Annotated in this window: 20 protein-coding genes; 17 read left to right on the forward strand and 3 right to left on the reverse strand. The window is 60.7% G+C overall.

The window, feature by feature from the left end:
• Nucleotides 1-67 precede the first annotated feature (67 nt).
• On the reverse strand, nucleotides 68-418 hold the full coding sequence (locus ACL58G_RS05550) for a hypothetical protein (RefSeq protein WP_413386005.1): 351 nt from the start codon (nucleotides 416-418) through the stop codon (nucleotides 68-70).
• Between ACL58G_RS05550 and ACL58G_RS05555 the strand changes: the two genes are divergently transcribed.
• From ACL58G_RS05555 to ACL58G_RS05630, 16 genes are all read left to right on the forward strand, one after another.
• Complete coding sequence (locus ACL58G_RS05555) at nucleotides 308-1,672, forward strand: Ig-like domain-containing protein (protein WP_440967967.1); 1,365 nt, start codon at nucleotides 308-310, stop codon at nucleotides 1,670-1,672. The genes ACL58G_RS05550 and ACL58G_RS05555 overlap by 111 nt on opposite strands.
• Nucleotides 1,587-2,327 (forward strand): DUF4214 domain-containing protein, encoded by a 741-nt coding sequence (locus ACL58G_RS05560; protein WP_440965622.1) that lies wholly within the window; start codon nucleotides 1,587-1,589, stop codon nucleotides 2,325-2,327. The genes ACL58G_RS05555 and ACL58G_RS05560 overlap by 86 nt, the downstream gene beginning before the upstream one ends.
• Before the next feature lie 85 nt (nucleotides 2,328-2,412).
• A complete protein-coding gene (locus ACL58G_RS05565; protein WP_413336820.1) occupies nucleotides 2,413-2,616 on the forward strand; it encodes a SlyX family protein in 204 nt (67 codons plus the stop codon).
• Nucleotides 2,617-2,702: 86 nt separating this feature from the next.
• The gene (locus ACL58G_RS05570; RefSeq protein ID WP_440965624.1) at nucleotides 2,703-3,911 is read left to right on the forward strand and encodes a GNAT family N-acetyltransferase; all 1,209 of its coding nucleotides are present in this window, start codon (nucleotides 2,703-2,705) and stop codon (nucleotides 3,909-3,911) included.
• 3 nt (nucleotides 3,912-3,914) lie between these two features.
• Nucleotides 3,915-4,211: a DUF3144 domain-containing protein gene (locus tag ACL58G_RS05575; RefSeq protein WP_413381142.1), complete on the forward strand. Its 297-nt coding sequence runs from the start codon at nucleotides 3,915-3,917 to the stop codon at nucleotides 4,209-4,211.
• A gap of 378 nt (nucleotides 4,212-4,589) precedes the next feature.
• Nucleotides 4,590-5,021, forward strand: coding sequence for a hypothetical protein (locus tag ACL58G_RS05580; RefSeq protein WP_440965626.1), 432 nt, complete (start codon nucleotides 4,590-4,592; stop codon nucleotides 5,019-5,021).
• A gap of 17 nt (nucleotides 5,022-5,038) precedes the next feature.
• Nucleotides 5,039-5,635 (forward strand): TMEM175 family protein, encoded by a 597-nt coding sequence (locus ACL58G_RS05585; RefSeq protein ID WP_413336824.1) that lies wholly within the window; start codon nucleotides 5,039-5,041, stop codon nucleotides 5,633-5,635.
• A 186-nt stretch (nucleotides 5,636-5,821) separates the two neighbouring features.
• On the forward strand, nucleotides 5,822-7,948 hold the full coding sequence (locus tag ACL58G_RS05590; RefSeq protein WP_413381176.1) for a M3 family metallopeptidase: 2,127 nt from the start codon (nucleotides 5,822-5,824) through the stop codon (nucleotides 7,946-7,948).
• A 111-nt stretch (nucleotides 7,949-8,059) separates the two neighbouring features.
• Complete coding sequence (locus tag ACL58G_RS05595; protein WP_056126187.1) at nucleotides 8,060-8,341, forward strand: DUF4404 family protein; 282 nt, start codon at nucleotides 8,060-8,062, stop codon at nucleotides 8,339-8,341.
• A 78-nt stretch (nucleotides 8,342-8,419) separates the two neighbouring features.
• Nucleotides 8,420-10,693: a YgiQ family radical SAM protein gene (locus ACL58G_RS05600; protein WP_440965628.1), complete on the forward strand. Its 2,274-nt coding sequence runs from the start codon at nucleotides 8,420-8,422 to the stop codon at nucleotides 10,691-10,693.
• Nucleotides 10,694-10,881: 188 nt separating this feature from the next.
• The gene (locus tag ACL58G_RS05605; RefSeq protein WP_440965630.1) at nucleotides 10,882-13,755 is read left to right on the forward strand and encodes a type VI secretion system Vgr family protein; all 2,874 of its coding nucleotides are present in this window, start codon (nucleotides 10,882-10,884) and stop codon (nucleotides 13,753-13,755) included.
• Nucleotides 13,756-13,762: 7 nt separating this feature from the next.
• Nucleotides 13,763-15,127: a hypothetical protein gene (locus ACL58G_RS05610; RefSeq protein ID WP_413381182.1), complete on the forward strand. Its 1,365-nt coding sequence runs from the start codon at nucleotides 13,763-13,765 to the stop codon at nucleotides 15,125-15,127.
• The gene (locus tag ACL58G_RS05615) at nucleotides 15,124-15,900 is read left to right on the forward strand and encodes a hypothetical protein (RefSeq protein ID WP_413381184.1); all 777 of its coding nucleotides are present in this window, start codon (nucleotides 15,124-15,126) and stop codon (nucleotides 15,898-15,900) included. The genes ACL58G_RS05610 and ACL58G_RS05615 overlap by 4 nt, the downstream gene beginning before the upstream one ends.
• Before the next feature lie 370 nt (nucleotides 15,901-16,270).
• Nucleotides 16,271-16,420 carry a hypothetical protein gene (locus tag ACL58G_RS05620; protein WP_440965633.1) on the forward strand — a complete coding sequence of 50 codons (150 nt, stop codon included), beginning with the start codon at nucleotides 16,271-16,273 and terminating at the stop codon, nucleotides 16,418-16,420.
• Between the two features lie 99 nt (nucleotides 16,421-16,519).
• Nucleotides 16,520-16,741, forward strand: coding sequence for a transposase (locus tag ACL58G_RS05625; protein ID WP_440965635.1), 222 nt, complete (start codon nucleotides 16,520-16,522; stop codon nucleotides 16,739-16,741).
• A 60-nt stretch (nucleotides 16,742-16,801) separates the two neighbouring features.
• Nucleotides 16,802-17,275: a DUF6630 family protein gene (locus ACL58G_RS05630; RefSeq protein ID WP_440967969.1), complete on the forward strand. Its 474-nt coding sequence runs from the start codon at nucleotides 16,802-16,804 to the stop codon at nucleotides 17,273-17,275.
• A gap of 9 nt (nucleotides 17,276-17,284) precedes the next feature.
• Here ACL58G_RS05630 and ACL58G_RS05635 read toward each other — a convergent pair whose 3' ends face one another.
• Nucleotides 17,285-18,421, reverse strand: a complete 1,137-nt coding sequence (locus ACL58G_RS05635) for an AI-2E family transporter (RefSeq protein ID WP_440965637.1) — start codon at nucleotides 18,419-18,421, stop codon at nucleotides 17,285-17,287.
• Nucleotides 18,418-18,900, reverse strand: a complete 483-nt coding sequence (locus ACL58G_RS05640) for a cyclic nucleotide-binding domain-containing protein (protein ID WP_413336828.1) — start codon at nucleotides 18,898-18,900, stop codon at nucleotides 18,418-18,420. Before ACL58G_RS05640 ends, ACL58G_RS05635 begins: the two co-directional genes overlap by 4 nt.
• A gap of 247 nt (nucleotides 18,901-19,147) precedes the next feature.
• Here ACL58G_RS05640 and ACL58G_RS05645 point away from each other — a divergent pair, with 247 nt between their 5' ends.
• Nucleotides 19,148-20,302, forward strand: a complete 1,155-nt coding sequence (locus tag ACL58G_RS05645; RefSeq protein ID WP_413381188.1) for a GGDEF domain-containing protein — start codon at nucleotides 19,148-19,150, stop codon at nucleotides 20,300-20,302.
• Nucleotides 20,303-20,447 lie beyond the last annotated feature (145 nt).

A 20,447-nucleotide genomic window follows, 5' to 3' on the forward strand; every position in this document is an offset into this window, starting at 1 on the left:
TTCACCCGCAGGGGGTGCGCACGATTGAAATTCTTATTTGACTTCAACTGTTGCGCGGGAAATACTTTCATGAATCAATTTTCAAGCAGCAAGCATCGTTAATTTCATGGCTACCGTATCTGACATCACGACCACGCCCGTGTCCGGGTTGAACCACATCGATGCCCTGCTCGATACCGGTCCAGACTGGAACTATTTGACGGATGAATTTGGAAAGCCCGTCTATCAGCTGACTTACACGTTTTCCATCGCGTCCGGTAACGAAGATCCAAAAGATACGCAAAAGAATTTCACTGGCGCCCAGCAGATATTCACCGCTACACAGCAACAGGCTGCTCGAGCCGCCTTTGACTATCTCAAGCAAGTCACGGGCATCGAGTTTGTCGAGACCCCCATAGGTAGCGATGCGCAGATTCATCTGTCATACGCTAACCTGATAGCCACGAACGTGACCGGCCTGTGCAGCTGGCACAGCAGTTTCACAAACTATCAAAGTGGCCAGCTGATGACTTACGACGCGGACGCCTACGTCTACCTCGACAACGACGCGACCTGGGGCGCACAGAACGCGAACCTGAGCAAAGGCGGCGACGGCTACGAGACGCTGCTGCACGAGCTGGGCCATGCGCTGGGTTTCAAGCACCCGTTCTATGAGCCTGACTACACAGGCGACAACAAGGCCGTGCTGCCGGACGCACAGGACAACACGGCCTATACCTTGATGTCCTACGACGCCAATGGCGGCCCGTACGCGACATACCGCGACTACGACCTCGCCGCATTGCACTGGCTGTACGGGGACGATGGCCTCGGTGGCGCGCAAGGCATGAACTCGACCGGCGGAGGGCGCTACATCACGGGAACCGGCGGTACGGACACCCTCACCGGAACGAGCGCCGATGACAAGCTTGCAGGAAATGGAGGAAACAACATGATCGACGGAGGAGCAGGAAACGATACCGCCGTATTCAGCGGCGCGCGCATCGATTACACGTTCACGAAGCTTGCCGACGGCGACTTGCAGGCCGTCGACAAGACCGGTACCACGACATTGCATTCGATCGAACTGATCCAGTTCGGCAGCAGCAAGGCCGTCAGTGCCAGCACGGTCCTCAGCAGCGACACGACGCCGCCCGGCGCGCCCGTGATGGCGGTCACCCGCAACGGCGCCGGTTATGCGCAGGGCAGCCAGCCGTACGTGAGCGGCACCGCGGAAGCCAATGCCGTGGTCAAGATCTACACGGCCAACAACGTGCAGGTCGGAACCGCCCAGGCCGATGCGAAAGGCGTGTGGAGCACGAACCTGAGCCCGTTCGCCGACGGGCTCGGCTACACGATCTACGCGACCGCCACCGATGCGGCCGGCAATACCTCGACGCACAGCGGCACGGCGACGTTCAACGTCGACGCGACTCCGCCCGTCATCCCGACCTTCAGCATGCAGTACGCGTCGGGCGACAACATCGCCACATTCAGCGGCACCGGCGAAGCCGGCACGCTGATCCAGGTCGTGCGCGCGGGGGGCGACCGTCGACGACTACATCGACATCGCCACCACCACCGTCCGCCTGGACGGCTCGTGGTCGGTGACCACGTCGCCGCTGCCCAATGCCGGCTACCAGGTCAACGTCGTCTCGTCCGACAAGGCGGGCAACGCCACCGCCAGCTTTAACAGCGCAACGTTCACGGTGGCGAACAGCGCCTTCCAGGGCGGTACGGCCAAGGACGACGTGATCAAGGTGACGACCGCGAACGGCGGTCATGCGATCGACGGCGGCGCGGGGCGCGACACGGCGGTTATTGCGGGCAAGTTTGCTGACTACAAGGTGGTCAAGGAAACCTGGGGCTACGGCGTCACGGACAAGCTGGGCAGCGGAGGACACGATTCGCTCATCAACGTCGAGCGTCTGCAATTCAACGATGTCAATGTCGCGCTGGACATCGATGGTCCCGCGGGCCAGGTCTACCGGCTGTACAAGGCCGCGTTCGACCGTGAACCCGATCCCCAGATCAATTACTGGATCGATCGGGTCGACCATGGCCTGCAACTGGAAGACATGGCGAAGGAGTTCATGACCAACCAGCCCGAGTGGGACAGGATGTACGGCAAGACCCCGTCCAACGCGGACTTCCTGACGAACCTGTATGCCCACGTCCTGCACCGCGGGCCGGACGGCGAAGGTTACGCATTCTGGCTGAATGCGCTGGACACCAAGATCGCCACGCGCGAACACCTGCTCGCCTTCTTCAGCGAAAGCCCGGAAAACCAGTTGCAGGTGATCGGCTCGATCGAGAACGGCTTTACCTATACGCCTTTCGGCGCCTGACGCCGATGCACGCAGAAGGCCGCCGCGACTGGCGGCCTTTTTTTCGCCCACGTATCATGCAGCTTTTACTTCACCGGACATCCACGTGAGCGACGAGAACCGTTTCATCGACATCGAAATCAAGCTGGCCGACCAGGAAAACCTCGTCGATACCCTCAACCGCACGATCTACGAGCAGGGCCGCCGCATCGACCAGCTGGAAGCCATGGTGGCCAAGCTGGCCGACCACGTGCGCGCGCTGCGTGACGCGGGGCAGGGGCCGATCAACGACCGGCCGCCGCATTATTGACGCATCACCGGCAGTCCATATCGATTTTTACAAGATGTCACCCGCGGTCCTTGCCTAATCTGTGATTTTTTTGGCGGGGGGCTGACATGATGGCCATACGGAGTCTCGGGACGAGTCCGCGCGCGCTGCCTGCGCCTTGGGAAGCGCGTCCCCGCGCGGCGCGTTGCCCGGACAGGTTCGAGCTGAACGTCGCGACCGCCTATCACGACCGCCCGGACATCCTCGCGGCGTGGCACCGGATGCTGGCTGCGGCGGCCGGTCCGGAAACGCTGTACCAGTCGCCCCAATTCTTCAACCACCTGATCGACATGGATCAAGGGCGGGACGCGAACCATGAATTGTTCCTCGTCCGCCGCAGTGTCGATTACGCGATCGTCGGCTTCATTCCCGTGCGCATCCTGCCGTGCCGGATCGCGTTCCATGCCGGCCCCGTGCCGCTGTTCGGGCGGACATTGCGCGCCTGCCAAATCCTCGGCAGCGTTCCGTTGCTGGACCCGGCGGAACCGGGCCTCGCCGAATTCATCGCGCGGCAGCTGCTCGTCCGCTTTGCGCAATGCCACGTGCTGTACCTGCAGGCCGTGCCGCAAGATGGCTGGAAAGGCATCGCGGGCGTGGCGGCGTACGTGCTGAACGGCTGGCGCGCGTGCCATACGCAGCCGCTGCCGGACGGCGTCGACGCCTATTTGAAGCATTTCAGCGCCAAGAAGCGCTACAACCTGTCGCGCCAGGTCCGCCTGCTGACGGAAGCGGCCGGCCCGCTGCACGTGCTGCGCATCGACCAGCCCGGCCAGGTCGGGGCCATGCTGGACGCCATGGTCGCCACCGACGCCTCCCGCGCCGCCGGGCGCGCCGGGGAGCAGGCGCGCCTGCAGAGCCTGGCGCGCCATGGCCTGCTGCTGTCCTACGTGATCCGTTGCGGCGAGAACGATGTCGCCGTCGTGTACGGCATGCGCTCGGCGTCCGTTCTGGCATGTCTACAAGATCCTGTGCCGGCAGGACTATATGCATCTGTCGGTCGGCACCAGCGCGATCCACCTGGCCGTGCAGGACGTGCTGGCCCATTGCACGTTCGACCATATCGACTTCGGCTACGGCACGCCGCACGCGGAATTCCGCTCCACGCACGTGCTGGAGACGCGCGGCCTGGTCCTGCTGCACCGCGCGCGCAGCCGGACGGCCTGGCTGCTGAACGTCCACGGCCGGTACGATGCGCTGAACGGCGCGCTGATCCGCCAGGTGAAGCGGTTCCGGAAATGACTGTTATAGTGGCGCACCTCCACCTCAATCCACGATGACTCATGAGTGACAACGCCCCCAGCCCGGAATTCTTCGACCGCGCCAACGCCCTCATCAACCTGGCGAACGACCAGTGCGCGTCGACCCATCCGAGCGAAGTCAGCGCATCGACGCTGTACGCCTCGGCGCGCTTCAACGCCTTCATCGTCGCGGCAACGACCGGCAACGCGGAGACCATGACCTCGGAAAAGGCGCGGGCGCTGGAGTATTTCACCGACCAGTTCCGCAAGATGATGGAAGCGAATCTCGACGATTTCATCGAGAACTTCGACACCTACATGAAGCGGGCGGACAAGTAAGCGCCTGCGCTCTACACATGGCCGCCGCGTGCGGCCATTTTCTTGCGCAGGGAAATGGCGTTCAAGCGGTACGCCCGTGGTGGCGGCTATCATGATGTCATTGTGAACTGAAGAGGTATCGATGGTGCAATTCGAATTCAGGCCGCAGTGGAAAGAGGAACTGCTTTGCTCTTGCGCCCTTGGTTCATTCACGTTGGACATGCCGATGGGCGTCATGTCCGTGTACCTGCCAATCAAGGCGTGTTGGCATGAAGTTGCGCCACCATGGGCATCGGAACTTTGGGACACGTTGCACCAGCAATTGCGAGCGTGGTGTGAGGAGAGAAACATCCCTCTTTATTTTTGTTAGTGCCACAACAATTACCACAAGGACTTCGTATGAAACCTGCCGAATCGGTACAAGCATTCCGGGACTTCGCTGCATCAAAAGGCATTGATTTGAATGCGTCAACGCCCCGAGTAGGCATCGAAGCAATGCTTGAGTTTCGTGCCCAGGCCGGATGCGTTGCATGTTCCGATGATATCTTGCTGTACCAGTGGGGAACCTACGACTGGGGAAACGGAAAATACTTCGAACTTGACATCACGCGTCAATTCATCGAAGCAGGGCTCGAGGATGACGACGCGATCAGCCAGCTGAGTCTTACATACAAGTATCAGCCAGGCGCTGAGCTGGATGCGCTCGGAACGAGTAACTGCTGGGAGGATGCAACACCGGACTTTCGCCGGTTCATCCTTGAGTCCGCTTCATTTATTTCGGTTGCGGACGCAAAAGCGGAGCAGATCGATCTCCGCCATTCTTACGTATAACGTTCACGAGAAAAGAGATGGGCAAAAACCGGCTGGAAGCCTTCAGCGACGGCGTCATCGCCATCATCATCACCATCATGGTGCTGGAACTCAAAGTCCCGCACGGCGCCACGTTCGACGTGCTGCTGCCGCTGTGGCCCGTCTTCATGAGCTACGTGCTCAGTTTCATCTACGTCGGCATCTACTGGAACAACCACCACCACATGCTGCACGCCGTGAAGGAAGTCAGCGGCGGCGTCCTGTGGGCCAATCTGCACCTGCTGTTCTGGTTGTCGCTGATCCCGTTCGTCACCGCGTGGATGGGCGAGAACCATTTCGAGAGCGGGCCGACCGCGGCGTACGGCTTCGTCCTGTTCATGTGCTCCGTCGCCTATCTGATCCTGGTGCAGGTGTTGACGGCGAATCATCCGAAGAACGCGGCGCTGGCCGAGGCGATCGGCAAGGATCGCAAGGGCAAGCTGTCGTGCGTTCTGTATCTCTGCGGCGTCGCCCTGTCGTGGTTTGGCGCCTGGCTCGGGTTCCTCGTCTATGCCGCCGTCGCCATCGTGTGGCTGATTCCGGACCGGCGCATCGAGGACAAAGTGGCACAGGAAGAGCAATCGGAGCGGGGCTGAGTCTCCCGCAAAGCCTTTTTTTAGGCCGTAAATATGTAACTTACGGCAATATCCCTGCTATCCTTAGGGCGCACTTCGCCGCCGGGTTCGTCCCGGCGGTTTCCATTATGGAGTGCACGAGCAAGAAGAGATCGGTCCGTGGCACAAGCACGGTCGGATCCGACAACCCTCCGGAGAGCCCAAAGAATGAACCGTTCGCACATCCTGGCCGTCGCTGTTACCGCAGCCGTCGCCAACCTGGCCCATGCCGCCCCTGCTTCGCTGCTGCCGGCGTCCAACCCGTTCGCCAAGCCGAGCACCCTGCAGTTCCAGTACCCGGCCTTCGACAAGATCAAGAACGAGGACTTCGCGCCGGCGTTCGAAGAAGGCATGCGCCAGCAGTCGCTGGAGATCGATGCCATCGCCAACAGCAAGGCAGCACCGACCTTCGACAACACGATCGTCGCGATGGAGCGTTCGGGACTGCTGCTGAACCGCGTCTCGACCATCTTCTACAGCCTCGTCGGCGCCAACACCAATCCCACGCTCGACGCGCTCGACAAGGATCTCGCGCCGAAACTGGCCGCCCACAGCGACAAGATCCGCCTGAACGACAAGCTGTTCAAGCGCATCCAGACGCTGTACGACAAGCGCGCCAAGCTGCACCTCGATCCGGAATCGGCCTACCTGCTCGAGCGTTATCACACCGACTTCGTGCGCGCCGGCGCGAAACTGTCGGCCGCCGACAAGGAAAAACTGAAGGCCTATAACGGCAAGATCGCCGCCCTGCAGACCCAGTTCAGCCAGAACGTGCTGAAGGAAGCGAACGCGTCGGCGCTCGTCGTCGACACACGCGCAGAACTCGCCGGCATGTCCGACAAGGCCATCGACGCCGCCGCCGCGCTGGCGAAGAAGGATGGTCTCGACGGCAAGTTCAAGGTGCCGGTCGTGAACACGACGCAGCAGGCGCCGCTGTCCGTGCTGACCAACCGCGCGACGCGCGAAAAACTGCTGGCCCTGTCGCTGGCCCGCGGCAGCCACGGCGGCGATTATGACAACCGCCAGGTCGTGCTGGACCTGGCCAAGGCCCGCGCCGAGCGCGCGAAGCTGCTGGGCTATCCGAACCACGCCGCCTACATGCTGGAAGACCAGACGGCCAAGACGACGGACGCCGTCAACAATCTGCTTTCCGAGTTCGCCAAGCCGGCCGTGCGCAACGCGAAGAAGGAAGCGGCCGAGATCCAGAAGGTCATCGATGCCGACGGGGGCAAGTTCCAGGCGACCGCCTACGACTGGAACTATTACACGGACAAGGTGCGCCAGGCGCGCTACGCGTTCGACGAGAACCAGCTGCGTCCCTATTTCGAGTTCAACAACGTGCTCGTGAACGGCGTGTTCTTCGCCGCCACCAGGGAATACGGCATCACGTTCAAGGAGCGCCACGACCTGCCGGTGTACAACCCGGACGTGCGCGTGTTCGACGTGTTCGATGCCGACGGCAAGCAGCTCGCGATCTTCCTGCACGATCCGTATGCCCGCTCGAACAAGCGCGGCGGCGCGTGGATGAATGCGTATGTCGGCCAGAACAAGCTGCTGGGCACGCACCCGGTCGTCGCGAACCACCTGAACATCCCGAAACCGGCCGCGGGCGAGCCGACCCTGCTGACGTACGACGAAGTGCGCACGATGTTCCACGAGTTCGGCCACGCGCTGCACGGCATGTTCTCGAACGTGAAATACCCGCGCTTCTCGGGCACCCGCGTGCCGCGCGACTACGTCGAGTTCCCGTCGCAGGTCAACGAGATGTGGGCGACCTGGCCGGACGTGCTGGCGAATTACGCGAAGCACTACCAGACGGGCGCGCCCATGCCGAAGGAGCTGCTGGATAAAGTGCAGGCCTCGTCCAGGTTCAACGAGGGTTATCGCACGACCGAATACCTGGCCGCAGCTATCCTCGACCAGAAATGGCACCAGCTGGGCGCCGCGCAAATCCCGACCGACGTGCTGGGCTTCGAGGCGACGGCGCTGCACGACGCCGGCGTCGACTTCCCGCTCGTCCCGCCGCGCTACCGCACGACGTACTTCTCGCACGTGTTCTCGGGCGGCTATTCGGCCGGCTACTACGGCTACCTGTGGGCCGAGAAACTGGACGCCGACACCGTCGAATGGTTCAAGGAACACGGCGGCCTGACGCGCGCGAACGGCGACCGCTTCCGCCAGATGCTGCTGTCGCGCGGCGGCACGATGGACGCGATGGACATGTACCGCAACTTCCGCGGCCGTGATGCGAAGATCGAGCCGCTGCTGGAGCGCCGTGGCCTGACGGGCGAGTAAATCCACGTGCGCGCGCCGCTCCCGTGCCGGCGGGAGTGGCGCGCGCCAATCCGCCGCCATCGCTGCCCCATCGGGTGTAGACTTCTCACAACATCATGACGTGAGAAAGCCATGCTGCCCGAAAACGAAAATACCCTGAAAGCGCACCTCAAGACGCTGCACCGCAGCCTCGAGGAAACCGGCGAAGTCGACGACGAACTGGAAATGCTGCTGCGCCAGCTCGACGGCGACATCAAGCACGTGCTCGACAAGCGCTCCCAGGATCCGGACGCGAACACGTACGGCCTGGCTTCGCGCACGCAGGAGCTGACAGCGCGCTTCGCCATCCGCCATCCGCACCTGGAACCGGCCCTGCGTGAACTCGGCAACATCCTCGCGAGCATGGGGATTTAACGACAAGCCATTGAAAATTAAGCCATTTTTCGAGGGGTCCGCAGCTTAAACAGGCGTTTTCCGGTAAAATGCCGGCCAATGAACTCCCCTGCCAATCTTTTCGCGAACGTCGCCAAGCGTTCCAGCCGCGCCCCTGCGGCCCCGTTCCTGCCCATGTCCCGTGCCGAGATGGACAAGCTGGGCTGGGATTCGTGCGACATCATCCTGATCACGGGCGACGCCTACATCGACCATCCGAGTTTCGGCATGGCCCTCGTCGGCCGCCTGCTGGAAGCGCAGGGGTACCGCGTCGGCATCATCAGCCAGCCGGACTGGACCTCCGTGGAACCGTTCCGTGCGCTGGGCAAGCCGAACCTGTACTGGGGCATCACGGCCGGCAACATGGACTCGATGGTCAACCGCTACACGGCCGACCGCAAGATCCGCTCGGACGACGCCTACACCCCGAACGCCGAGCCCAATAAACGTCCGGACCGCGCCGTGACCGTCTACTGCCAGCGCGCGCGCGAAGCGTTCCCGGGCGTGCCCGTCATCGCCGGCTCGATCGAGGCGTCGCTGCGTCGCATTGCCCACTACGATTACTGGTCGGACAAGGTGCGCCGCTCGGTGCTGTTCGAATCGAAGGCCGACCTCGTCATCTTCGGCAACGCCGAACGCGCGCTCGTCGACGTCACCCGCCGCATCGCGGCCGGCGAGAACATCAAATCCATCCGCGACCTGCGCGGCACGGCGTTCCTCGTGCCGCACGGCTGGCTGCCGGACGAAGAGTGGACGGTGCACAATTCCACCCGCGTGGACGTGCCGGGCCGCATCGACGCGCAGCCGAACCCGTACGCGATGGCACTGGAAGATCCGAAGCAGTGCGCGCTGGACAATGCGCAGCCGGAACCGGAAGTCAAACCGATCGTCATCATGACGCGCGAACAGCGCCAGGCCGCCGCGCGCGAAAAGGCGCAGAAGACCGTTGTCCGCCTGCCGTCGTTCGAGACCGTCAGCGAGGATCCGGTGATGTATGCGCACGCGTCGCGCGTGTTCCACCTGGAATCGAACCCGGGCAATGCGCGCGCGCTCGTGCAGCAGCACGGCGACCGCGACGTCTGGCTGAACCCGCCGCCGCTGCCGCTCGCGATGGACGAGATGGACGGCGTCTACGACCTGCAGTACGCGCGCGCGCCGCACCCGAGCTATGGCAAGGCGCACATCCCGGCCTGGGAAATGATCCGCTATTCCGTGAACATCATGCGCGGCTGTTTCGGCGGCTGCACGTTCTGCTCGATCACGGAACACGAGGGCCGCATCATCCAGAGCCGTTCGGAACCGTCGATCCTGCGCGAGATCGAGCTGATCCGCGACACTACGAAGAATTTTGCTGGCACCATCACGGACCTGGGCGGCCCGACCGCGAACATGTACCGCCTCGCGTGCAAGGACAAGAAGGTCGAGGAGAGCTGCCGCCGCCTGTCGTGCGTGTACCCGACCATCTGCAGCAACCTGGGCACGGACCACAGCAAGCTGATCTCGCTGTACCGCAAGGCGCGCGCGATCCCGGGCATCAAGAAGATCCTGATCGGCTCGGGCCTGCGCTACGACCTGGCCGTGCGCTCGCCGGAGTACGTCAAGGAACTGGTCACGCACCACGTCGGCGGCCTGCTCAAGATCGCGCCGGAGCACACGGAAGAGGGCACGCTCTCCAAGATGATGAAGCCGGGCATCGGCGCGTATGACGAGTTCAAGGCGCTGTTCGACAAGTACTCGCGCGAAGCGGGCAAGAAGCAATACCTGATCCCGTACTTCATCGCCGCGCACCCGGGCTCGACGGACGAGGACATGCTGAACCTGGCCCTCTGGCTCAAAAAGAACAACTTTCACCTCGACCAGGTGCAAACGTTCACGCCGACGCCGATGGCCATGGCGACGACGATGTACCACTCGGGTAAAAATCCGCTGCACAAGGTTACCGAGGATTCGGAAGAGGTTCTCACCGCCAAGAGCGGCAAGACGAGGAAACTGCACAAGGCGTTCCTGCGCTACTACGACCCGGAAAACTGGCCGGTGTTGCGCGAGGGCCTGAAGCGCATGGGCCGCGGCGACCTGATCGGCAACGGCGAACGTCACCTCGTGCCGCCGGCAGGGTCCGAACAGGAAGTTGCGCCGCAGCGTGGCGAGCGCCGGCCGCCGGTGGCGCCGCGTAGCGAGGCGCCGAAAGGCCGCGTGATCGAGGTCGCGACCCGGCGTAAAGGGCGCGGCAGCGAGCGCCGCAGTGAGCCGGCACCGTTCATGGCGCCGCCGCCCAAGGCGAAGGCGGGCATCCTGTTGACCATCAAGTCGAAGCCCAAGGCGGGGCGAAAATAAGCCGAGCACAAACCGGAGCAGCGTCTCCGGTTTTTTTTCGTCGATTGCCATGCCGCCCTGTTAGATTTCGAGAAATTTGCTCGACCACCCCAGTGTTATACTCGGAATTTTGTAAAGTTAATATTTCCGGATATTAACATTCTGGGGTGGTGAGGATGACGGGGATATTTGAGGCTACGATCTCGGCATTGGCTGGGGAAATTGCCGGACGGTTCACCCAACACCGGCGCATCCTGCGCCTGTCGTTACCGAACGGCCCGGACCTGTTGGCCGAAAGCCTGCGTGGCGAAGAAGGGGTCGATCAAGGCTATCGATTCCAAGTGACGGCATTGGCGCTGGACGCCGACATCCCATTGAAGACGCTGCTCGGACAGAGCGTGCTGGTCGAGCTGGAAACCACGGCCTTCGCTGCGCCGCGCGCGTTCCACGGCCACGTCACTGCAGCCGAACTGCTGGGCGCGAACGGCGGCTTTGCGCGCTACAGCCTCACGATCGAACCCTGGACCGCGTTCCTCGCACTGGGCCGCGACAGCCGCGTCTTCCAGGACAAGACCGTCTTCGACATCCTCGACGCCGTCTTCAAGGCTTACGACGGCAAGGGCTGCCTGGCACCGGGCTGGCGCTTCGACATCGGCGACCGCAGCCGGTATCCCCAACGCAGCCTGACGACGCAGTACCAGGAAAGCGACCTCGCCTTTGTCGAGCGGCTCATGAGCGAAGAAGGCCTGTTTTATTTCTTCGAGCACGAGAGCGCGCCGGACAGCCCTTCGCTCGGCCGTCACACGCTGGTCATCGCCGACCACAACGGGGCCTTCAAGCGCAATGTCCAGGCGGACGTACGCTTCACGCAGCCCGGCGCGGTCATGCGCGAAGACAGCCTGGACCGCTGGCGCACCGAAGTGCGCATGCAGACCAATACCGTCGAGCTCGCGAGCTGGGACTATCGGACGCGTTCGGTGCGCGCCGTCGCCAGCGCGGGCGGCGATGGCGACGTGCTGGCGATCCGCGACGTCCCGGGCGCATACGCGTACACGAACCGCGCGCATGGCCAGCGCATCGCCGACAACCAGCTGGAAGGGCTGGAAGCGCGCCGCAAAACCTTCGTCGGCGCCGGCACCGTTCGCACCTTCGCGCCGGGCACGACGTTCACGCTGCACGATCACAGCCTTTACGATGGCGGCGACGAGGCCGGCTTCATCATCCTGCGCGTCAGCCATCTGGCGCACAACAACCTGAACGCCGACACCGGCAATGCGCTGGAGCGCCTGCTGGGCGCCGGCCACGTGCAGCGGGCGAACGATGCCGATCTCGCGACGAGCCTGCATGCGACCGGTCGCGGCCCTGGCGAGCGTCCGGTCTACCGCAACCGCATCGACGCCATCCCGGCCAGCGTGCCTTACCGCCCCAGCCGGACGGACGGCCACGGACAATTGCTGCATCCGCGACCGAGCGTGCGCGGCCAGCAGACGGCGATCGTCGTCGGTCCTCCCGGCACCGTCATCCACACGGACCGCGACCATCGCATCAAGGTGCAATTCCACTGGCAGCGCGGCGAAGCGAGCCACAGCCGCCTCGACCACCCCACGCCGGACGGCCACACGGGCGCCCCCGCGGACGACCGTGCAGGCACCTGGGTGCGCGTGGCCACGCCACTGGCCCCGGTGGCCGGCGCCAACTGGGGCAGCCACGCGCTGCCACGCGTCGGCCAGGAAGTGCTCGTCGATTTCCTCGACGGGAATATCGACCGACCCGTGGTGATCGGCACGGTTTACAACGGCGCCGGCCAACAGGACGCACAACACAACCAGGCCGCCTACGGCAGCGGCGCCGCGACGGGGAACGCGCCGGCGTGGTTCCCGGGCGAGTCCGGCGCGCATGCGCACGCTGCTGTCCTGTCCGGCATCAAGAGCCAGGCGCTGCAATCGAGCCAGAGCGGCACGGGCGCCTACAGCCAGCTCGTGTTCGACGACACGCCGAGCGAGGCGCGCGTCGCGCTGCAGCACCATGCGACGGCGCACAAGGGCACGGCCGAACTGAACCTCGGCCACCTGCGCCACCAGACCGACAACCAGCGGCTTGCGCAAGTCGGTCGCGGGGCCGAACTGAAGACCGAACATGCGGCCGCCCTGCGCGCCGGCAGCGGCATGCTGCTGACCACCGACCGCGCCGGCGACGCGCAACCGCACCTGGATTCCAGCCCCGCGAGCCAGCAAATCACCGCGGCCGCGCAGCTGCAAAGCGACCTGGCAGGCACCGCGCAAAAGCACAACGCCAAGCTGGACAAGGAGCCCGATCCGGACAAGCTGCCGGCCATCGAAGCCATGCGGCGCAGCGCGGACGTCGTGCAGGCCTCCGATGAAGGTGCGGTCGGTTATACGGAACCGCATCTGCAAGTGTCGGCGCCGGCCGGTATCGCCGCGACGACGCCGGCCAGTGCCGTGTTCAGCGCGGGCGCATCGACGTCATTGGTCGCGGGGCAGGACCTGAACTTTGCCGCGCAGGGCAATCTGCATCACGGCGTGAAGGCTGGGATCAGCATGTTCACGTATGGCAAGGGTAGTAATGCCAGCAAGCCGAACCAGGAAACAGGCATCCGGCTGCATGCGGCCAGCGGCAAGGTCAGCAGTCAGAGCCAATCGGGCGCCACGCGGCTGACGGCGGACAAGCTCGTGACCGTTGCCAGTGTCGGGGCAAGCGTCAACGTGGCGGCGCGCGAGCATGTGCTGCTGACTGCGCAGGGGGCTTATCTCAAGCTGGAGGGTGGGAATATTCAGCTGCATGGGCCGGGGAAGATTGAGTTCAAGGCCAGCATGAAGGAATTTGCGGGGCCGGTTTCTGTGCCAAGTCTCGACATCGCTAACAAGATACATGAGCTCAACATTAAATCCGACCTAGAAATTGAATATGTTGACGCAGAGGGGAACGTCCCAGTCGGGGAGCCAATTACATTGCGATTCGCGAACGGCGAAAGGAAAGAAATAACGCTGGACGATAAGGGCAAGGGGGCTTTAAAAGATGTCCCACTTGGACCGTTTAGTGCAGATCAGATAAAGCGAAAATGAGGTAAGCATGACAAGCGCGGCTGCGAAGGTAAAAGAACCGATTGCTCAAGAGGTATGCATTGATTTGCCAGGTGAAACAGTTCAATGCTGGCGCTCAGGCGACAAACTTAAGGTAATTTTGCGGAAACATCGAGACGTTATACTTGACCTAAATCTTGGCCATGGGAAAACTTACACAGTACACGCGACGAAGTCAGACTTTTACAACGCGCGTGATAAAAAATTAGTTTATAGGAAACGCCATGATGGGGTGAGTTTTGTCGATGGTGAGCGGCTGCATTTATGGATTACACGCGGATTCAAAGGCTCCCTCATAGTGAAATGCGAAGACCATATTATTATTAAAATAACGCCGAGCGAAATCGATCCTCACGTATATGACGAGGCGCCGAAAACCAAGCCGTCGCCAATTATTATTGCATTGGGAAAGTCTTCAACACCAGTTGCTCCGGTTCCGAAATCAAATAGTAAACCTTTGATAAAGATGCCTGCGCCGGCTGCCGCTCCTGTTGATGAAGAGTGTGCAATTGTTTGCGTGGTTGATGGTACGGTGAAGGGTATGCCGGCTCACATCGCTCAGTTCTTCGCTAAAGGTGGAGGGAATTCAGGGCTTGCCGAAATAGATCCATATCAGATACCTACTCGAAACTGGATATGGGGTCAAGTGGCTGCTCTAGGAGCTTACATTGGCGACAATTGGAAGTGGCTGCGAGAGAGCTTGGATGGCAGAACTCACAAAGGATTCCGTTTAGTGAAAGCACAGGTCCATTTGGTGAGGGGTAAAGTCAGATTCTATTTTTCTGGATTCAGCAAATATAATAGTGTTTTTGGTCCTGGGGGATTTGGTCCTGCTCATGATCGGATTATGAGCATATTTGCTGGCGCTGGAAAGACCAAAAGTTCTTTTATGGCGATGGCAAAGGGAGTCGTTGGCACATTCAAAGGGTATGCTGCGGTAAGCTTTATATTTGGCGCTGCCACTTCTTATGCTGAATGGAAGGATGATGCAAAGAAAGATGGATATGATTTTGCGACTAGCTTTGTAATGGGGGTTGTAAAGAGCATTATTAGCGCGGCAATCGCTGTTGCCGTGGTTTCGGCTCTTGTAATGTTCCTCATGGTTTTTTTCGAAATTTCTGTCTCGGTCCTACTTGTCGGGGCGCTAACTATCTGCATTGGTACGGTAGTGGGATATCTCGTAGAAGCCGCCGATAGGAAACTAGGGCAGGTCGTAACAGGCGATAAAACAAATTTTGATGGAAGCTCTTCCATTATAGCCCCATATGTACGTAAATTTAGTTCGATGGTAGAGTCATCTTGGGCAGAGTTAATGAAGAAATTTCCCGCCGATTATCTGGAGATCGGATTTTGAAAAACTTGGAGAAGATTAATCCAGAATTCTCTAAACCAGAGCGGATTTTGCCTATTGGCACCATAATGCCATTTTTTGTAGGAGGGATAGGATGGTTTTTTTCTAGCGAAGCCGCGCCAAACATCCCGTTATATAAGGACCCACTCTCAATATTTTGCGTCATTGTAATGCTGTCGTCGTGTTTGTTGGCACTAATTTCAAAGATAAAAAGATGGGGGTGGCACGCGAAATATTTCGGGGTGGGCGCGTTGTATGTTGGCAGTGTCAGCCTATTAGGGATTGTCCCGTTTCTCTGTATTGTCTTGTACAGTTATCTGCCGTTGCTTGCTCGTTTAGTTTTGTTTTTAAGCTACAGTTCGGTCGTATTATGGTGGTGTTGGCGATTTGTTTTGTTTTATCGTGCGATAACGGCTGGCGAAAGATGGAATGAAAAGATATATGTAGAAGATGAGGATGTGGTTTATTATCTTCAAAAGAACGATACTTGGTTTCTGAAAAATCGATATAGATTCAGGCAATTGCCTTTTACTCCGTTTTTCGTAATAATGGCTTCCCTCGGTTTTTCTCTATTTCCATTTGGTAAAACCATATCGTCATCGATTGGTATGCCGGTCATTTATCTTTTTATGACAGTAAGTTTTTTTCCGTTTGTTCTTATGTTGTTGGGATTGATGACGCGCGGCTATCTTATTTATTACTTTTACCCAAGAAAGATCAGGGAAAGCACTGGTAAGAGCGTGTATATTGACATGGTCACAAGGACGCTGCACTAAAACCTATCTATATTAATTGAAAAGAATAAATGTACAGCTTTGGCGTGTCTCGAATTGCCGGTTGCGCGCGACGTCAAAATTATATTGACGAGAGGACCCATAGCAACACGCTCGCTCATCACGAACGCGAGGAGAATTTTATAATGATTTCTTGAGTAGGCCAGAAGCGCATGTGCGTAGCCATGCGACAGCACTGCGGTATCGCGCATTCGACCTCTGGAATGCTTTCCAGCTTAAATACACTTCTGGAGAAGATATTTCGGAGCTGACTCAGCATTAGAAAACGCTGTTGCGGCATACGGAAGATATGTTGACAAGAACGAGGAAATTCCCCGAGGGAGATTATCTGCCGCCTTTCCGGTTCGTCGGCATGATCGAAATCTATGTCGACTTTCTTCACATGCTGTGTGCAGCTATCCTGTCACATCTCGAAGATCTGGTGGTAACGATGCTTTCCTGGCTGGACGGTGGAGAGTGCATCGGGGAAGATGCAGTCCCGGAAGAATTGTTTACTTTTTAATATCCGGAATCGTCCTTCACCTAATTATTGGATCTGGAGGCCTGACCGGGGGGGCTCGACGTTGTAGATGCCAAGTCACCACACGACCGCCCAGAATTGATGAAACGCAATGTCCAAAAATTGTATAGCGGCATGAAGGGAAAAGCCGGCTTCTGGGGACAAAACGAGAAGATAACGCCTGAGTTCATCTATCCGATGAGCTCATCAATCCTGGAGGGCGTCAACAATCGCATCAAAGTCATCAAGCGCATGGCCTACGGATTTCGGGACGCATCCTACTTCTTCCTTAAAATCAAGGATGCGTTCCCCGGCAAAGCGTGATGAACCTTGTTTTTCTCACCCTAAACAAGTTAGAAGGAACACTCACTGTACGCTGAACTGATCGATCTGCTGAGCAGCCACATGCTCGAACCCCATGAGCGCGACGCTATCGCGGAGCGTGTCGCTGCCGCGCCCGACGATCCAGAGTACGAATGGACCCAGACCTACGGCGACGCGACGGTGGCCTGCGCGAGTGAACTTCGGTATGCGCTCGACGATTTCGCCGCGACGAGCGACAAGATCGATGAAGTGCACGAGCAGATCCAGGAGATGTTCGATGACGACTTTCCCGATTTTCCTTACGAGGCCGTCAAGTCCGGCTGGGGCGACGGTGTCGATGCGGACAAGTACGCTGCCTGGCTCGACGCGGAACTGGCTGCGCGGGGCGCGGAGAATGGCGGCTACGGTTTCGTGGTATTCGACACCCGCGCGGACGACAACATGAGTGTGTTTGTGGTCGACCGTAGCGACATCGACCGGATCATCGAGCTCGCCGGTGAACTCGACCTGAGAATTCAGCGGCGATTCGCGTGACGGCGATGCTCAGACACTCAAATCCGCACTCGCCTGCTTGTCCCTCAACCTGCGCGCATACCGATGCCGCGCCCTGAGCCTTGGATTGGTCATCAGCCGCCCCATCGTCTCGCCAACAACCATCACGACCCCCAATAACGGCAGCACGAGCATCAACCCAGCCACGCCGGACAGCGCCCCGCCGATGAAGATCATCAGCACCGTCACCAGCGGGTGGATATGCAGGCTGCGCCCCAGGGTCAGCGGCATGAAGACGAAGTCGTCCAGCAGGCGCGCGAGAATGAAGACGACGATCGCGCCATACGCGATCAGCGGATTGTTCGGCGCATCCGTGGCGGCCACGACCACGACCATGATGCAACCCACGACCGAGCCGACGAACGGCACCCACGCCAGCAGCGCCGAAATAAAACCCAGCAGCAGCGGCGACGAGACGCCGATCACCCACAGGCCGAAGCCGAGCACGATGGTGTCCAGCACGGTCAGCTTCAATAAACCCTCGAAGTAGCGGCGCGCGGTCTGGTCGACCTGGTGCAGCAGGAACAGCGTCCGTTCGAAATAGGCGTTCGGCACGGCGCGCGCGAGGAATTTTTTGAAGCGCAGGCCGTCGCGCAGGAAGAAGAAGGCGAGGAACGGGGCCAGCAGCAGCGACGGCAGCCAGCCCGCGGCCCCCAGCAGGATGGTCGTCAGGTGGCGCTGCGCGAAATTGTCCGTGTAGGCCTTGAAACGCTTGTTGACGATGGACGTCAAATGCATCTCGGCCAGGATCGGGAACTTCGCTTCCAGCAGCGTCATCGTGTTGCGCACGAAGGCGACGCCGCCGTCCAGGTAAAGGGCGCCCGTCTCGTGCCAGCCGTCGGCGTCGCCGGGCGCCGAGGTCCAGGTCATCGCCGCCATCACCAGCAGGACGGTGGCGCCGTAGAACACGATGCACACGAGCGTCGCGGAGACGTTGCGTGTAAAACCGGCGCGCAGCAGGCGTTGCATCGGGCCCAGCAGGATGTAGTACATGACGGTGCCCAGGATGAAGGGCAGCACCAGCCACAGCATGTGCTCGAGCAGCACCAGCAGCAAACACGTCACGCCGATGATGCCGGTCCAGACGAAGGGACCGCTGCGCTCGTCGCGGAGGGCGCCGTGGATCACAGCGCCTCCACCTGGGCGTTGCCGTCGAGCCAGCCGCGCAGCCGCTGGCCGATGTGGCGGGCCAGGGCGAGCGAGATCTTGTAGCCGATCACGGCATCCGTTTCCATCAGGGCGAGAAAGTCGTCGCGGAAGAAGACGGCCAGTTCGCACGTGTCGAGGGCGCGGACCTGGGCGCTGCGCGGGGAATTGTCCAGCAGGGCGAGGTCGCCGAAGAAACTGCCGGCGCTCATTTCGCCCACGATCTGGCGGCCCCGGCTGTGGCTGCGGCTGATCTGCACGCGGCCGCTCATCACGAGATACAGCGCCTGCCCTTCCTCGCCTTCGTCGAACACGATCTCGTCCGGCAGGTAGCGGCGCTCATGCATGAGGCCGTCGACAAACTTGATTTCCAACGGTTTGAGGGAACGGAACAGCGACGTGTTCTGCAGCCGAAGCTGGCGAGGGGACAGCGTGGACGATTTCAGGAAACCAAAGATCACGAATGCTCCAGGACGATGCAACCGAGTGGCTGCTTTGTCAATTATGAACGATTCATTTGTGCTTGCGCAGCAACGAATGCTCAGTTGATTGGACGCGACACAACACCCTCCAGCCGTTATGCATACCGCCCAACCATTGGTGCAAGTCGTGCGTGCACCTGCTTGAGAAACGTGTAATATAATTCCTTTGGGAAATATTCATTACATTCATGGCATCATCTCACCACTTCCTGCCAGGAGGAACCGAGTGATCGATATCCAGACCTTCATGCTGGCTCTTGGCGTCGGCAACACGGCGTTTGCGTTGCTGATGGCGGGTTACATGCGCGGTGCGGCGCCCAATCCGGGCCTGCGCACCTGGATGTGGGCGCGGCTGTCGTCCGGGCTGGCACAGATCTGCTGCTGGGTGGCGCCGCATGTCGGGTTGCCCATCGTGGAGGAACTGGCCGCGTTCGGCTGGGTAGGCGGCGTCGCGCTGGAACTGGCGTCGTACTGCGTGTTCTTCGGCTTCCGCAACTGGCGCCGCATTCTTGCGCCCGCGGCCGTTGCGGCATTGATCATCGTCGCGGCCGCGGCGCTGGTCCAGGCGTCGCGCGAGCAGATGACGCAGGTGGTGGCCGTGATCGTTGCCCTGTTCGCCTCCGGCGCCGCCGCGATCCTGCTGCGTCCGCAGGCCGATGCGCCTTTGCTGCAGCGGATCATCGGCGTCAACGATGCCCTGTTCGCCATCGCGATCTGGATCTGGATGGCGGTGGCCAATGGCGGCGTGGGCCCGTTCAATGCGAATCCGGTGTATGGCTTCGCGTACCTCGCCAGCTATCTGCTGATGATCGTCAACGGGTTCGGTTTCCTGTTGCTGTGCAAGCTGAAGGACGACAAGCGCATGCAGCGCCTGGCCACGATCGACGGCTTGACGGACATGCTGAACCGCCGCGCCTTCTTCGAGCGAGCCGAGAGCGCCCTGCAGACGGCGGTCCGCCTGCGCAAGCCGATCGCGTTGATGATGCTCGACCTTGATCATTTCAAGCAGCTCAACGACGGCTTCGGCCATGCCTGCGGCGACGAGGCCCTGCGGTTGTTTGCCGACACGGCGCGCGCCACCTTGCGCGAGAACGACGTGATCGGCCGGCTGGGTGGGGAAGAGTTCGCGCTGGCGATGCCGGGTACGTCGCTGGCGGGCGCGCAGTATGCGGCCGAGCGCCTGCGCATCGCCGTCGCCGAAGCACCTGCGCTCGCCTGCGCCGCTACCTATCGCATGACGGTCAGCATCGGCCTCGTGATGATCGATCCGAACGAGGAATTGACGGCCGCCCTGGCGCGTGCCGACCACGCCCTGTACGCGGCCAAGACGGGCGGCCGCAACCGCGTCGAGATCGGCGCGCCGCTGCTGAGGCGGGCTTAAGCGAAGATGGAACGAAAAAAGGTCCGACGAATCGGACCTTTTTTCTTGATGCTGGCGGAGCGGACGGGGCTCGCCCACGTTCCGCGGGCCGCGGTTTCGCTTGCAAGCGAAACCCTTCGAGCCCCAAACCGTGCCTCCCGCAGGG

Source organism: Massilia sp. GER05 (assembly GCF_052056005.1).
GTDB lineage: Bacteria > Pseudomonadota > Gammaproteobacteria > Burkholderiales > Burkholderiaceae_D > Telluria > Telluria orientalis.